Consider the following 14,939-nt stretch of genomic DNA (forward strand, 5'->3'; position numbering starts at 1 on the left):
CTAGGCCGGCACGGTGACTCCCGGGGCTGCATGGAGCCGGGCCGGGCTGTCCGGCGACTGGTCCAGGCTCGGCTCAAGGCGCACGATGACGGCCTTCGAGATCGGCGTGTTGCTGCCCTCTGCCGTGTGGTTCAGTGGCACCAGCACGTTGGCTTCGGGGTAGTAGGCGGCGGCGCAGCCCCGTGCCGTCGGGTAGGAGACCACGCGGAACTTGCGCAGTACACGCTCGACGCCGTCCTGGTACTGGCCGTGGATGTCCACAAACAGCCCGTCGGCCAGGCCCAGCTCGGTCAGGTCCTCCGGATTCACGAACACCACGTGGCGGCCCTTCTTGATGCCCCGGTAGCGGTCGTTGTGGCCGTAGATGGTGGTGTTGAACTGGTCGTGCGAGCGCATGCTCTGCAGGATCAGGGTGCCCTCCGGCCGCTCCACGTGTTCGAGTTCGTTCACCGTGAGCACGGCCTTGCCGGTCGGCGTCGGGAAGGTGCGCGAGTCCCGGGGTCCGTTCTCAAGGATGAAGCCGCCTTCCTGGCGGATCCTGGTGTTGTAGTCCTCGCAGCCGCCTACGACCCGCGAAATGTGGTCGCGGATCAGGTCGTAGTTCTTCTCGTAACCATCCCAGTCCGCCTTGATCTTGTCGCCGACGAGGGCTTTGCCGAGCCGGCTGAGGATGGCCGGTTCGGAGAGCAGGTGGTGTGAAACGGGCTCCACGCTGCCCCAGGAGGGGTGGACCGCGCAGACCGTGTCCTCGACCGAGACGAACTGCTCGCCGGATTCCTGGATGTCGATCTCGCTCCGGCCCATGGTGGGCAGGATCAGGGCCTCGGCGCCCGTCACCACATGCGAGCGGTTGAGCTTGGTGGAGACCTGGATGGACATTTCCGTCCCGGCCATCGCGTCCTCGGCGGCGTTGGTGTCGGAAATGGCGCCGACGAAGTTGCCGCCGACGGCCATGAACACCTTGATCTCGCCGTCCTGCATCTTGTTGATGGTCTCGACCGCGTCCACGCCGTGCTCGCGGGGCGGTTCGAAGTCGAATTCCTCGCCGAGGGCTTCCATGAAGGACTGCGGCATCTGTTCCCAGATGCCCATCGTGCGGTCGCCCTGCACGTTGCTGTGGCCGCGGATGGGTGAGGCGCCCGCGCCGGGCTTGCCCATGTTGCCGCGCAGCAGGAGCAGGTTGATGATCTCCTTGATCGTGGCCACGCCCTTCTTCTGCTGCGTGATCCCCATGGCCCAGGTGATGATGACCTTCTCGGCCTTCAGGTAGCGGGCGGCAAGCTCGTCGATCTCCTCGGTGCGCAGCCCGGTCGCTTCCAGCACCGCCTGCTCGTCCAGCAGGGCCAGGTGCTCCTTGAGCTCCTCGAGCCCTTCGCAGTGCTCGGCGAGGAAAGCGTGGTCCAGGACCGTGCCGGGGTTCTTCGCTTCGGCGTCGAGCACCCGCTTGGAGACGGCCTGCAGCAGGGCCATGTCCCCGCCGATCCGGATGTGCAGGAACTGGTCGGCGATGGACGTGCCGCGGCCGATGATGCCCTTGACCTTCTGCGGGTTCTTGTAGCGGTGCAGCCCGGCCTCGGGGAGCGGGTTGACAGCGACGATTTCGCCGCCGTTCTCCTTGCAGTTCTCCAGCTCGGTGAGCATGCGCGGATGGTTGGTGCCCGGGTTCTGGCCCATGATGATGATCAGGTCCGCGTCGGCGTAATCGTCGAAGTTGACCGTGGCCTTGCCGATGCCGATGGTCTGGCCCATCGCCCAGCCCGAGGACTCGTGGCACATGTTGGAGCAGTCCGGCAGGTTGTTGGTGCCGTAGCCACGGACCAGCAACTGGTACAGGAAGGCAGCTTCGTTGGAGGTGCGGCCGCTGGTGTAGAAGGAGGCCTCATCCGGGGAGTCCAGGCCCTTGAGCTTCTCCGTGATGATCCGGATGGCGTCGTCCCAGCTGATCGGCTTGTAGTGGTCCTCGCCGCTGGGCTTATAGACCGGCTCGGTCAGCCGGCCCTGCATGCCCAGCCAGTAGTCCGAGCGGTCGCGGAGTTCACTCACCGAGTGCTCCGCCCAGAACGACGTCGGGATGACCACCGGAGTCGCCTCCCAGGTGACAGCCTTCGCGCCGTTCTCGCAGAATTCGAAGGCCTTCCGGTGATGCGGGTCCGGCCAGGCGCAGCTCGGGCAGTCGAAGCCGTCCTTCTGGTTCATCTTCATGACCGTCTTGCGCGTGCGGTTCAGCCCCATCTGCTCAATGGCAGGCTTCATGGAGTGGTAGACGCCCGGGACGCCGGCGGCCCAGTGCTTCGGCCCGTCGCCGACCTCCAGGTCCTTTTCGTTCTCTTCTTCAACGCGCGGAGTCTTACGAGTCACGACAACTTCCCTTCTGCAGACGCCGCCGGTAGCCCGGCGGCCGGCACAACTACCTCTAGGCACCCTACCTGCCCTCTTGTGACAGGCCTATCAGCTTGCCCGGAGCGCCGTAAGGAAATGGGCAGGCGCCGACGGCGGCCGGACTCCAGATTTTCCCAAGGTCCGTCCCCGATGCTGGCACCACCATTAGCGTCCGCAGACAGAAGCGCGGCATCCGACCGCGGACGTCCAGCCGCGGCAGAACTGCCAGGGGCCGGGTCCGGGACGCTTGAGATGGGACCGCCGGCTGCCGGGTTCCCAGCGACCCGGCAGCCGGCCCGCCTCCGTCAGCGGCCGGCCACCAGCATGTCCCGGATCTCGCGGCGCAGGACCTTGCCGATCAGCGAGCGCGGCAGCAAGTCCAGGACCGCGACGCGGCGGGGAACCTTATAAGCCGCCAGCTGCCCGCGCGCGAAATCCAGCAGGGCGCCGGTATCGAGGGTGCCCCCCGGGGCGGGTACGACGGCGGCCACGACATCTTCGCCGCCGCCGGGCCGGGGCAGGCCTACCACGGAGACCTCGGCGACGCCGGGGTATTCGGCGAGGACGTCCTCCACCTCGGTCGGTGAGACGTTAAAACCTCCGGTGATGATCAGTTCCTTGATCCGGTCCCGGATGGTGACGAAGTAGTCCTTGTCCACCGAGACGATGTCGCCGGTGCGGAACCAGCCGCCCTCCAGCAGGGCCTCCTCGGTTTCCTCCGGCCGGTTCCAGTAGCCGGCGAAGACCTGGGGTCCGCGGATCAGCAGCTCGCCCGCCTCGCCAGGGGCGCGGTCGATTTTCACGTTCTGCGGGTCCACGACGCGGATGTCGGTGAGCGGGAACGGGACACCCACCGTGCCCGGTTTGCGGCTCGGGCCGAACGGGTTGCCGACCGAGATGGGTGAGGTCTCGGTGAGCCCGTAGCCTTCGATCAGGTACCCGCCGGTTGCTTTCTCCCAGGTTTCCACGGTCGCGGCCGGCAGGTTCATGGCCCCGGAAATGGAGAACCGGATGCCCTTGAGGCTGATGCCCCGCAGTGCCGCCGCGGCGGCGATCCGGTCGTAGATCGGAGGGACCGCCGGCAGGAACGTCGCCGGAGACTTCCGGTACGCCTTGAGCACCAGGTCGACGTCGAACTTGGGGAAAAGCACCAGCCGCGCACCAATGCTGAGGGCGAAGGTCATGCAGAGCGTCAGGCCGTAGGCGTGGAACATGGGCAGCACCGCGTACACGGTTTCGCGGCCGTCCTTGAGCCCCGGAACCCAGGCCCGCCCCTGGGCGGCGTTTGCCTGCAGGTTCGCGTGCGTGAGCATGGCGCCCTTCGGCGCCCCGGTGGTGCCGCTGGTGTACTGCAGCACCGCCAGGTCGTCCGGCGCCGGGCGCGGATGCCGTTTCTTCAGTTCGCCCGCCTTAAGAAGGTCGTGCCACGGCAGGACCGTGCGAGATGCACCCCCCGTGTGGGCACGGGGGGCGGGCTTTCCGGCGGCCAGCGCGGCCCGCGCCTTCCGGGCCGCCGGCAGCGGCAGCCGCAGTGCGAGCCGCTTGGCCAGCGGCATCGCGGGGATCAGCCCGACCGAGACGATACTCCGGAGCCCGACGTCGGCCGGCAGCTGCAGCACCCGGTCCACCGCCTTGTCCCAGACGATCGCGACGGCGGCCCCGTGGTCCTCGAACTGATGGCGCAGTTCCCGGTCCGTGTACAGCGGGTTGTGCTCCACCACGACCGCACCGAGCCGCAGCGCCGCGTAGAAGGCGATCACATGCTGGGGGCAGTTCGGCAGCACCAGGGCGACCCGGTCACCGGCTTTCACGCCCAGTTTCTTCAGGCCGGCGGCCGCCCGGCTGATTAGCGTCCCGAGTTCCCGGTAGCTGGTCGTAGCCCCGAAGAACTCGAGTGCCGTCTTACTTCCGAAGCGCCGGACGGAGGAATCCACCAGGTCCACGAGGGAACCCGTGGGCAGCTTGAGGTCGGCAGGGACGCCCTGGCTGTAATGCTTCGTCCACGGACGGTCCGCCCAGGGGAGGCCGGGAACCGGGGCGCCTGGGCGTGATTTCTTGTTCATGCGTAGTCCTTGCCACTGGGAATGGCGGCGTCCGGTTTCCCTTCCCGCCCGAAGGCCTGCCCGGAGAGCCTGCCGGAAAAAGCCTACCGGTGCGGGCCCCGCCGCTCCGCCCGTACCCTGCCTGCAGCCGGCCGCCGCCCGTGACTTTTGGCCCTAGGTGGGGGCCCGGATTGCGCGGAAGGTGGGGTTGACGGACTCGGGAACGGAAGCACCATGAAACACGAGCAGCCGACCCTCCGGTTCTTCGGCGCAACGGACACCGTGACCGGCTCCCGCTACTTGCTCGAAGCCGGCGGACGCCGGGTGCTGGTCGACTGCGGCCTGTTCCAGGGCTACAAACGCAGCCGCGAGCGCAACCGTATGCCCTTCCCCGTGCCGCCCCGCTCGCTCGACGCCGTCGTCCTCACCCATGCGCACCTGGACCACACCGGCTACGTCCCGGCGCTGGTCCGGGACGGCTTCGCCGGGCCGGTCTACGCCACCGACGGGACCACCGAGCTGTGCAAGCTGATCCTGCCGGACAGCGGCTACCTGCAGGAAGAAGAGGCCCGCTACGCCACGCACCGCGGATCCACCCGGCACAGCCCGGCGCTGCCGCTCTACACCGCCGCGGACGCCGTCAAGTCGCTGAACAGCTTCAAGATCCGCGACTTCGACGACCCGTTGGATCTAGGCGGCGGAATGGAAATGACTTTCGTTCCGGCCGGCCACATCCTGGGGGCCGCGCAGGTGCACGTCAGGTTCGGCTCCCAGTCGGTGCACTTCACCGGCGACCTGGGCCGCTCCGATGATCCGTTCATGTTCCCGCCCCGGCCGCTGGGCGCCGTGGACGTGCTTGTCACGGAGTCCACCTACGGCAACCGCAAGCACTCCACCCTGGATCCCGAACAGCAGCTCGGGGAAATCATCACACGGGTCGCCAAACGCGGCGGGGTGGTGATGTTCGCCGCCTTCGCCGTCGGACGGGCCGAAACGCTCATGCTCTACCTCTCCCGGCTCCGCCGCAAGAACGCCATCCCGGACATTCCGGTGTACCTCAACAGCCCGATGGCCATCGACGCCTCGGACATGTACCAGCGGCATCCGGAGGAGCACCGGCTCAAACGGGACGAATACGAGCACATGTACAGCCTCGCCAAGCTCACCCGCAGCGTGGACGACTCCAAGCTGCTGAACCTGCGCGGCGGGCCAATGATCATCATTTCCGCCAGCGGCATGCTCACCGGCGGCAGGATCCTGCACCACCTCGCCGCCTACGGCCCCGACCCCAAAAACGCCCTCATCCTCAGCGGCTACCAGGCCGGCGGCACCCGCGGCGCTTCACTCGCCGCGGGTGAGCGTGAGGTCCGGATCTACGGCGAAGACGTCAAGATCCGGGCCGAGGTCATCCAGATGGAAAACCTGTCCGCGCACGCGGACACTGACGGCCTGATCAACTGGATGCAGGCCGCACCGGAGGCGCCGCGGATGACCTACATCACGCACGGCGAGCCGGAATCCTCGGACGCGCTGCGGGTGAGGATCAAGCGTGAACTTGGCTGGCGGGCCAGGGTCCCGGAGCACCTGGAGCGGATCGACATCGGGGACCCGCGGTGAACCCGGGCAACGTCACCAAGGCATCCGTCCTGGGCGAGATCCATTCCCTCGCGCGGCCGCTCCGCACCGAACGCGATCTGGACGGACTGGTCCGGCGCGCCGCGGAGTGCCGCTTCACGGCGATCGGGGAGGCCTCGCACGGCACCCACGAGTTCTACACCTGGCGGGCCACGCTCAGCCGCCGGCTGATCGAGGAACAGGGCTACACCTGGATCGGCGTGGAGGGGGACTGGCCCGACTGCTGGCGGCTCAACCAGTGGGTCCGGGGCCAAACCGGGCAGGACCAGGGCGTCCATGCGCTGCTCGCCGGGTTCCAGCGCTGGCCCACCTGGATGTGGGCGAACGAGGAAGTGGCCGGCTTCCTGGACTGGCTGCGCACCTGGAACTCCCGCCGGCCGCTGCCGGAACGGGTCGGCTTCTACGGCCTGGACGTCTATTCGCTCTGGGACTCGCTACGCGAGATCATCGCCTGGCTCGAGGAACACGTGCCCGACGCCGTGCCCGCCGCGATGCGCGCCTGGCAGTGCTTCCTGCCGCACCACGAGGACCCGCACCAGTACGCCTGGAGCACGCGGCTGGTCCCGAACTCCTGCGAGGCCGACGTCGTGGCCCTGCTCAGCGAAGTGCGGAGCCGTGTGTTCACCCCGGGCGACCACGACGAGGAAGCGTTCGACGCCGTCCAGAACGCCGAGGTCGCGGCCAACGCCGAGCACTACTACCGGATCATGGTCCGCGGCGACCGGCAGTCCTGGAACGTCCGGGACCATCACATGGCGGACACGATCGACCGGCTGAGCCGCCACCTGGGCGCAGCATCCAAGGGCATCATCTGGGAGCACAACACCCACGTAGGGGACGCGCGTGCCACCGACATGGCGCGGGACGGCCTGGTCAACGTCGGCCAGCTGCTGCGGGAGCGGCACGCCCTGGACGGCGTCCTGCTGGTCGGCTTCGCCGCCCACCGCGGCGCGGTCATCGCCGCCGACTCCTGGGGGACACCGGAGCGGATCCTGCCCGTGCCCGCGGCGCGGCCCGGCAGCCACGAGGATTTCCTGCACGAAGCCCTGGGCGTCCCGGCGGTGCTGGAGTTCGGCGACGACCGGACCGGGCCGTGGCTCTCGACCTGGCTCGGCCACCGGGCGATCGGGGTGGTCTACCACCCGGAGCGGGAGCAGGGGAACTACGTCCCGACCCGGATGGGGGAGCGTTACGACGCCCTGATCTGGCTCGAGGACACGGCCGCGCTCCGCCCGGTGCACCATGAGGGCCCGCCCCGGGAGCCCGAATTCGAGACCGAACCGACCGGCTTCTGAGCCGGTTGTGCGGGGCTTAAGGCCCTAACCCGCCACCGGGGGCCGGGGCACACTGAAGTGTCGGCAGAGCCTCGGAGCTGCCGGAGAGTCATGCCGGAGTGCAGCGGCCGCCAGCAACGGTCTCCGCCGCGGTCTTAGCAGTGGTCACAGAACGGTGCGCTGCCGGGATCCCGTCGAGGTCACGTACACCTTCACGCTATGGAAAAGAGCAGGATTCAGCATGAGTAAACCAATCGTCGTCGGCATCAACGGTTCGGCGGGCAGCGAAGCCGCGCTGGCGTGGGCACTCGACCGCGCTGCCCGGCAGAAACTCCCGGTCATATGCGTCCACGCCGTGGACGACCGCTGGATGTCGCCGGACTTCCAGTACCACGAGCTGATCCGCGAATCCGGGATGGAACTGCTGGAGAAGGCCAAGGCCAACGCGAAGAACCAGGCCCCCGACGTGGACGTAGACGTCCAGTTGCGGCACGGAAGCCCGGGTTCGGCGCTCCGGGAAGCGTCCAAGGATGCGTCCATGGTCGTCGTCGGCGGCCACGACAAACATTGGATGGACGGCGGCCCAATGACGGACCGCGCCCTCCAGATCGTGAGCGCCTCGGACAGCCCGGTCACGGTCGTCCCGGTCCAGCGCGGCACGGGCAACCACGGTGTGGTGGTCGGCGTGGACGGATCGGAGGAGTCGCTCCAGGCTGTGGCTTTCGCGGCCGCCGAAGCCGACCGCGGCGGCGACGAACTGACCGTGGTCCTGGCTTTCCGCAGCCCGGCCCGCTGGGTGGAACACCAACTGCCCGAAAGCGGGCTCGCGGAGACGATCGTTGAGGAGGACCGGATTGTGCTGGCCGAATCGGTGGCCGGCCTCGGGGACAAGTACCCGGACCTGGTAGTCCACCAGCGCCTCGAAACGGACACGGAGCCGGCGAAGGCCCTTGTTGACCTTGCCCGGGAGGCGCGGCTGCTGGTGGTCGGCAGCCGCGGCCGCGGCGGCTTCTCCAGGCTGGTGCTCGGGTCCACGGCCCATGCCGTGTTGCTGAACGTACCGTGCCCCACGGTGGTGACCCGGCTGCACAAGGTCAAGCACGAGGACTGACCCGGTAGCTGGCGGGTTTTGCCACGAAGGCCCCCTTCGCGGAGGGGGCTTTCCGCTGCCCGGGTCCGGTGGGAGGATGTTGCCGTGGATTCCCTGTTCAATTTTATCGGCCACAACTGGTGGCTGGTGTTCCCCTTGAGCGCGCTGCTCGCCAACTGGGCCCGTTCCTGGGGCAAGGCCGCCGAACGCCGGCACCGCCGGAAGGTGGAGCTGTACCGGCTGAAGAACCACCAGGCCGAGGTGGAACAGGCCGGCCGCGACGAGGTACAGGCCCTCATCGACGCCCACGACGCCGTCAACCGGCGCTGGCTGGACTACGAACTGGACGTCGGCAAACTGATTGACTTCCCCGTGATGACCGATGTGCGGGAGCCCCTCACCGTGGCCTTCCTGCGCGCCAAACGCGAAGCCGACGGCCTGCGCCCGGCGGACCCCGGACAGCTCACGACGTCGGCCCGGCTGACGGAATACCGCGCCGCCGTGCGCGGCTATGAACTGGCCTTCGACGTCGCCGAGCGCGAAGCCCGCCGGCTCAAGGACAGCAACTTCACCGGACCGGAACGCGAGCGGCTCGCCACGGCCCGGAAACTGCTGCGGATCGCTTCCGACGGCGCCGCCACCCCGGCCGAGCGGCAGACGGCGTACAAGCGGGCACGGCGGGAGCTGGACGGCCTGATCGTGCTGCCGGAGGCAACGGTGGCCTCCCTGGAGGAGAAGATTGCCGGCATGCTCGACGCAGGTCCGGCGCTGGGGACACCGCAGGGCTGACCGCCGCCGGCTCCGCGGCCGGGCACGTTGTTTTGCCCTGCACCCATTGGCACGTACGATCTATAGGGTTTCAGGACAGCTTTGGTGAACTGCGCGGGTGCACGCCGCTTGACAGCGGGTGAACAGTGAGAAGCAAGGCCGCCACGGGGAATGAAACTGCTGACCGTCGACTCTGCAGATTGGGCAACAGGTGGAAATCACCGTAATGGTGGCGCTGGTTATTGCGCTGGCGCTTTTCTTTGACTTCACGAATGGATTTCACGACACCGCGAACGCGATGGCGACACCCATCGCGACCGGTGCCATCAAGCCCAAGACCGCCGTCGCCCTCGCGGCAGTGCTGAACCTGGTGGGGGCGTTTCTTTCCACCGAGGTGGCCAAGACGGTGTCCGGCGGCATCATCCGGGAAGGTTCCGACGGCGTCCAGATCACCCCGGACATCATCTTCGCCGGCCTGATGGGCGCCATTCTGTGGAACATGATCACCTGGCTGAAGGGTCTGCCCTCCAGCTCCTCGCACGCCCTCTTCGGTGGCCTGATCGGTGCGGCCATCGCCGGCATCGGCCTGCACTCGGTGAACTTCACCTCGGTGCTCCAGAAGGTCCTCCTGCCCGCAGTTTTCGCCCCCGTCATCGCCGCCGCCGTGGCCTACGTGTGCACCCGGCTGGCATACGCGCTGACGGCCCGCCATGACCCCGAGACCGGCAGCAAGCTGACGCAGAAGCGCGGCGGGTTCCGCACCGGACAGATCTTCACCTCCAGCCTGGTGGCCCTCGCGCACGGCACCAATGACGCGCAGAAGACCATGGGCATCATCACCCTGGTGCTCATCTCGGCCGGAAGCCAGGCTCCCGGCTCGGGACCGCAGCTTTGGGTCATTGCGGCCTGCGCCCTGGCCATCGCGATCGGCACGTACTCCGGCGGCTGGCGGATCATCCGGACCATGGGTTCGGGCCTCACCGACGTCAAACCCGCCCAGGGCTTCGCCGCGGAGACCAGCACCGCGGCCGCCATCCTCGCCTCCTCCCACCTCGGCTTCGCCCTCTCCACCACGCACGTGGCCTCGGGCTCGGTGATCGGCTCTGGGATGGGCCGCCGCGGCACCACCGTGCGCTGGGGGACCGCGGGGAAGATCGTCGTCGGCTGGCTCTTCACCCTCCCGGCCGCCGGGATCGTCGGTGCCCTCACCGCCATGCTGGTGCACACCGGCACGGTCGGATTCGTCATCGCCGCAGTCGCCGGCACGGCAGCCGTGGTCTACATGTTCGTTGCGTCCCGGAAGTCCCACGTCGGCCACCACAACGCCGTCGAGGTCGAAGAGGCCGGCCAGGCCATCCGGTTCGCCAAGAAGAAGGCGGCTGCGGTCAGCCGCAACAACAACTCCAAGGGTGGCCGGTAATGAAGTGGCTTGAACTCGTCCTGGTAGCGGGGGCCACCCTCGTTTCCGCAGTGACCGTCGTCGTTCTCTACGCCCTGGGCGTGCGTCTCACCGCTATCGCTGGGGACGTCCGGACCAGCCAGCCGGGCTGGATCCGGCCGCTTTCCTACGTCTGCTTCGGCCTCTGCGGCATCGCGGTGCTCTTCGGGCTGTACCTGATCATTCCGTACTTCAGCAAGTAGTCGACGGCGGCGGCGCAGGCCGGGCACCCCGCTCCGGAAGCGGTGCTCCCGGGAGCCGGTGCTCCCGGGTGCGGGTGCTCTGGGAAATGACCCCGGCGGTGGCTACGCTATGCACATGCCCGGCTTCCAGTACTTCGTAGCGGCCTCCCTGGACGGCTTCATCGCCACCGCGGACGACGACCTCGGCTGGCTGCTCCAGTTCGACGGCTTCGCCGGCGGCAAGGAGAGCTACGAGACCTTCATGGCTGACGTCGGCTGCATCGTGATGGGCGGGGAAACCTACGCCTGGCTTACCGAGCACGAGCCCGGCAACTGGCCCTACCCGGGAACCCCGTGCTGGATCTTCACGCACCACGAACTGGCGGCCCCGAAAGGCACGGACATCACCTTTGTCCGCGGACCCGTCGCCGAATTCGCCGAGGACCTGATGGACGCCGCCGCGGGCAAGAACGTCTGGGTGGTGGGCGGGGGTGTCCTCGCCGCGCAATTCGCCGACGCCGGACTGCTGGCGGAACTGATCATCTCGATCATCCCGCTCGTCCTGGGCGGCGGGAAGCCGCTGCTTCCGCTGGCCCGCCCCACGGCGCCGCTGGATCTGCTCTCGTCGCGGACCATGGGCCGCGGTATCGTCGAGCTCCGCTACCGCCTCCCGGGCGGCTCCTGACGCGGGACTGAAACCAGGCTTACCGCGGGAACGCTACTCGGTCACATCCCGCAGCAGGTTGGTGATCCGCGCAGTGGACAGCCGGCGGCCCTCCTCGTCGGTCATCACGATTTCATGCGTCGTGAGCGTGCGGCCCAGGTGGATGGCGGTGCAGGTCCCGGTCACGGTGCCGGAGGAGATCGCGCGGTGGTGCGTCGCGCCGACGTCGATCCCCAGGGCCTGGCGCCCCGGACCGGCGTGCATGCCGGCGGCGAAGGACCCCAGCGTTTCGGCCAGCACCACGTGCGCGCCGCCGTGCAGGATTCCAGCCACCTGGGTGTTGCCCTCCACGGGCATGGTGGCGACGGTGCGTTCAGGGCTCAACTCGAGGAAGTGGATTCCCATCTTCACCACGAGGGCGCCCACCCCCATCCGGCCCAGCCAGTCGTGCAGTTCCGCGGGAACGCCGGCGGCTTCCAGTTCGGCGGCGAACGGGGCGGGCGTGAAATTGTCGATCATGGCAACTAGGCTGGCACCTGTGAGCGAAACTACCAAACCGGCCCCTTCCCCTTCTGCCGCAGGCACTGCAACGGCTGCCGCAGGCAGCACAACATCCGCCGCCACCGACGCGCTGGCGGATGCCGTTGCGGCGTCCGGCGGTTCCCTGCTCGTGGCCGAGGCGGCGAAGAAGCCCCGGCGCAGCAGGCCCGAGGTTTCCGCCACCGAAGCGCCGGTCATTCCCATCACGGACCAGCCCCGCCTCCTGGTACTGGACGGACACTCCATGGCGTTCCGGGCATTCTTCGCCCTGCCCGCGGACAAGTTCTCCACCTCGACCGGGCAGCACACCAACGCCGTGCATGGCTTTACGTCGATGCTGATCAACCTGATCAAGGCGCAAAAGCCTACCCACGTGGCCGTGGCTTTCGACGTCTCCGATGACACCACCCACCGCAAGGCCGAGTACGACGGCTACAAGGGCGGACGCAATGAGACCCCGCGGGAAATGAGCGGCCAGATCGACCTGATCGATAAGGTCATGGGCGCGTGGGGCATCAAGACCATCAAGATGCCCGGCTGGGAGGCAGACGACATCCTGGCCACGCTCGCCGCGATGGGGGAGAAGGCGGGCTACGAGGTGCTGCTGGTCTCGGGCGACCGGGATGCCTTCCAGCTCATTACGGACAACGTGTTCGTGCTCTACCCCAAGAAGGGTGTCAGCGACATTCCCCGGATGGACGCGGACGCCATCCAGGAGAAGTACTTCGTCAGCCCGGCCCAGTACTCGGACCTCGCCGCCCTGGTGGGCGAGAGCGCGGACAACCTCCCCGGCGTTCCCGGCGTCGGGCCCAAAACGGCGGCCAAATGGATCAACCTCTACGGCGGCCTTGAGGGCGTCCTGGAGAACCTTGACGCGATCGGCGGAAAGGTGGGGGACGCCCTCCGCGAAAACGTCGAGGAGGTTAAGCGGAACCGGCGGCTCAACCGGCTCCGCACCGATCTGGAGCTGCCCGTCACCCTGGACGAGCTCGCCGACCCGCGGCCGGACCAGGCCGCCCTTGAGGAGCTGTTCGACGCCCTCGAATTCAAGACCATCCGGACGCGGCTCTTTGCCCTGTACGGCAGTGACGTGACGGAAGCCGAGCGGGAAAGCATCGAAACCCCGGACTTCACGATCCCCTCGGACGCCGCCGAGCTGGGCGCCTTCCTCGCGGGCGGCGCCGGGAAGCGGTCCGCCATGGCGGTCGACCTCGTGCCGGGCCGGATCGGCGAGGACGCCGCCGCGCTGGCGATCGTGCGTGACGACGCCGCCGTGTACATCGACCTGGCCCGGCAGGACGCCGACGCCGAAAACGTCCTGGCCGCCTGGCTGCGTGACCCCCAGGCCGCCAAGGTGATGCACGGGTTCAAGGCCGCACTGAAGGCGCTGACTGCCCGCGGCCTGGAACTTGAGGGCGTGGTGGATGACACGTCCATCTCCGGCTACCTCATCCAGCCCGACCGCCGCAGCTACGAGCTCGCCGAGCTGGCGCAGCACCACCTCAACGTTGCGGTTTCGCAGGAAGCCGCGAAGGAAGGCCAGCTTGAGCTGGCGTTCGACGGCGACGACGCTGCCGCCGCCGGTGCGCTGGTGCACGTCGCCGCCGTCGTCCAGGCCCTGAGCCGCTACTTCGAATCAGAGCTCAAAGAGCGCAAAGCGCAGGACCTGCTGACCACCCTTGAACTGCCCGTCAGCCGGGTCCTCGCCGACATGGAACTGGCAGGAATCGCCATCGACATGCCGCGCATGGATGAGCAGCTGGCGGACCTCGCCAAGGTGATCGACAACGCGCAGGAGCAGGCCTTCGCGGCCATCGGCCATGAGGTGAACCTCGGCTCGCCCAAGCAGCTCCAGACCGTCCTGTTCGACGAGTTGGGCCTGCCCAAAACCAAGAAGATCAAGTCCGGCTACACCACCGACGCCGCCTCGCTCAAGAACCTGCTGGAAAAGACCGGGCACGAATTCCTGGTCCAGCTGATGGCGCACCGCGAATCCTCGAAGCTGCGCCAGATGCTGGAGTCGCTGAAGAAGTCCGTCGCGGAAGACGGCCGGATCCACACCACCTACGCGCAGAACGTCGCAGCCACGGGACGGATCTCGTCCAACAATCCGAACCTGCAGAACATCCCGATCCGCAGCGAGGAAGGTCGCCGTGTGCGCGGCATCTTTGTGGTCAGCGACGGCTACGAGTGCCTGCTCTCCGCGGACTATTCGCAGATCGAAATGCGCATCATGGCCCACCTCTCGGGCGACGCCGGACTGATCCAGGCGTACAAGGACGGCGAGGACCTGCACCGGTTCGTGGGGTCCAACATCTTCCATGTGCCCACTGACCAGGTAACCAGTGCGATGCGTTCCAAGGTCAAGGCGATGTCCTATGGGCTGGCCTACGGCCTGACCTCGTTCGGCCTGTCCAAGCAGCTGGAGATTTCCGTTGACGAGGCCCGGACGTTGATGAAGGACTACTTCGACCGGTTCGGCGCCGTCCGCGACTACCTGCGCGGCGTCGTCGACCAGGCCAGGATCGACGGGTACACCGCCACCATCGAGGGCCGCCGCCGGTACCTCCCGGACCTGACCAGCACCGACCGGCAGCTGCGCGAAAACGCCGAACGGATCGCGCTCAACTCGCCGATTCAGGGCTCCGCGGCCGACATCATCAAGCGGGCGATGCTGGGCGTGTCCGGCGCGCTGGCCGAGCAGGGGCTGAAATCACGGATGCTGCTGCAGGTCCATGATGAACTGGTCCTCGAAGTCGCCGAGGGCGAACGCGAGGCCGTCGAGAAGCTCGTGACGGAACAGATGGGGGCCGCGGCGCAGCTCTCGGTTCCGCTGGAAGTCCAGATCGGCATCGGCTCCAGCTGGTTCGAGGCAGGGCACTAGGCCCGGCCCCGGAGCCGGGCGTTCAGTTCTTTCAAAGTTGCAG

General features: G+C 67.8%; 11 protein-coding genes. 8 read left to right on the top strand and 3 right to left on the bottom strand.

Features of this window, described 5'->3' with window-relative positions:
- A complete protein-coding gene (locus tag AC1DBL_RS11845; RefSeq protein ID WP_476926174.1) occupies window positions 1–2,358 on the bottom strand; it encodes an FdhF/YdeP family oxidoreductase in 2,358 nt (785 codons plus the stop codon).
- A 326-nt stretch (window positions 2,359–2,684) separates the two neighbouring features.
- Window positions 2,685–4,442 (bottom strand): long-chain-fatty-acid--CoA ligase, encoded by a 1,758-nt coding sequence (locus AC1DBL_RS11850; RefSeq protein WP_476926175.1) that lies wholly within the window; start codon window positions 4,440–4,442, stop codon window positions 2,685–2,687.
- Between the two features lie 213 nt (window positions 4,443–4,655).
- Between AC1DBL_RS11850 and AC1DBL_RS11855 the strand changes: the two genes are divergently transcribed.
- From AC1DBL_RS11855 to AC1DBL_RS11885, 7 genes are all read left to right on the top strand, one after another.
- A complete protein-coding gene (locus AC1DBL_RS11855) occupies window positions 4,656–6,038 on the top strand; it encodes an MBL fold metallo-hydrolase (protein ID WP_476926176.1) in 1,383 nt (460 codons plus the stop codon).
- Window positions 6,035–7,351 (top strand): erythromycin esterase family protein, encoded by a 1,317-nt coding sequence (locus AC1DBL_RS11860; protein WP_476926177.1) that lies wholly within the window; start codon window positions 6,035–6,037, stop codon window positions 7,349–7,351. Before AC1DBL_RS11855 ends, AC1DBL_RS11860 begins: the two co-directional genes overlap by 4 nt.
- A 220-nt stretch (window positions 7,352–7,571) precedes the next feature.
- Entirely contained in the window at window positions 7,572–8,441 is an 870-nt protein-coding gene (locus tag AC1DBL_RS11865; protein WP_441418663.1) for a universal stress protein, read from the top strand.
- A gap of 84 nt (window positions 8,442–8,525) precedes the next feature.
- Entirely contained in the window at window positions 8,526–9,209 is a 684-nt protein-coding gene (locus AC1DBL_RS11870; RefSeq protein ID WP_476892596.1) for a hypothetical protein, read from the top strand.
- Window positions 9,210–9,399: 190 nt separating this feature from the next.
- Window positions 9,400–10,608, top strand: a complete 1,209-nt coding sequence (locus tag AC1DBL_RS11875) for an inorganic phosphate transporter (RefSeq protein WP_441418665.1) — start codon at window positions 9,400–9,402, stop codon at window positions 10,606–10,608.
- Window positions 10,608–10,829: a hypothetical protein gene (locus AC1DBL_RS11880; RefSeq protein ID WP_441418666.1), complete on the top strand. Its 222-nt coding sequence runs from the start codon at window positions 10,608–10,610 to the stop codon at window positions 10,827–10,829. Before AC1DBL_RS11875 ends, AC1DBL_RS11880 begins: the two co-directional genes overlap by 1 nt.
- 115 nt (window positions 10,830–10,944) lie before the next feature.
- Window positions 10,945–11,493: a dihydrofolate reductase family protein gene (locus AC1DBL_RS11885; protein WP_476926178.1), complete on the top strand. Its 549-nt coding sequence runs from the start codon at window positions 10,945–10,947 to the stop codon at window positions 11,491–11,493.
- 33 nt (window positions 11,494–11,526) lie between these two features.
- Here AC1DBL_RS11885 and AC1DBL_RS11890 read toward each other — a convergent pair whose 3' ends face one another.
- Window positions 11,527–11,991, bottom strand: coding sequence for a hotdog fold thioesterase (locus AC1DBL_RS11890; RefSeq protein WP_476926179.1), 465 nt, complete (start codon window positions 11,989–11,991; stop codon window positions 11,527–11,529).
- On the opposite strand from AC1DBL_RS11890, the gene polA reads away from it, so the two are divergent.
- Window positions 11,990–14,896, top strand: coding sequence for a DNA polymerase I (gene polA, locus AC1DBL_RS11895; protein WP_476926180.1), 2,907 nt, complete (start codon window positions 11,990–11,992; stop codon window positions 14,894–14,896). The two genes, AC1DBL_RS11890 and polA, sit on opposite strands and share 2 nt — an antisense overlap.
- Window positions 14,897–14,939 lie beyond the last annotated feature (43 nt).

Source organism: Arthrobacter sp. 10T44, assembly GCF_056393885.1.

Bases quoted from the DNA above. Each gene is read 5' to 3' on its own strand.
- AC1DBL_RS11850 (WP_476926175.1), bottom strand. From the start codon at position 4,442: ATGAACAAGAAATCACGCCCAGGCGCCCCGGTTCCCGGCCTCCCCTGG.
- AC1DBL_RS11855 (WP_476926176.1), top strand. From the start codon at position 4,656: ATGAAACACGAGCAGCCGACCCTCCGGTTCTTCGGCGCAACGGACACC.
- AC1DBL_RS11865 (WP_441418663.1), top strand. From the start codon at position 7,572: ATGAGTAAACCAATCGTCGTCGGCATCAACGGTTCGGCGGGCAGCGAA.
- AC1DBL_RS11880 (WP_441418666.1), top strand. From the start codon at position 10,608: ATGAAGTGGCTTGAACTCGTCCTGGTAGCGGGGGCCACCCTCGTTTCC.
- AC1DBL_RS11885 (WP_476926178.1), top strand. From the start codon at position 10,945: ATGCCCGGCTTCCAGTACTTCGTAGCGGCCTCCCTGGACGGCTTCATC.
- polA (WP_476926180.1), top strand. From the start codon at position 11,990: ATGGCAACTAGGCTGGCACCTGTGAGCGAAACTACCAAACCGGCCCCT.
- AC1DBL_RS11890 (WP_476926179.1), bottom strand. From the start codon at position 11,991: ATGATCGACAATTTCACGCCCGCCCCGTTCGCCGCCGAACTGGAAGCC.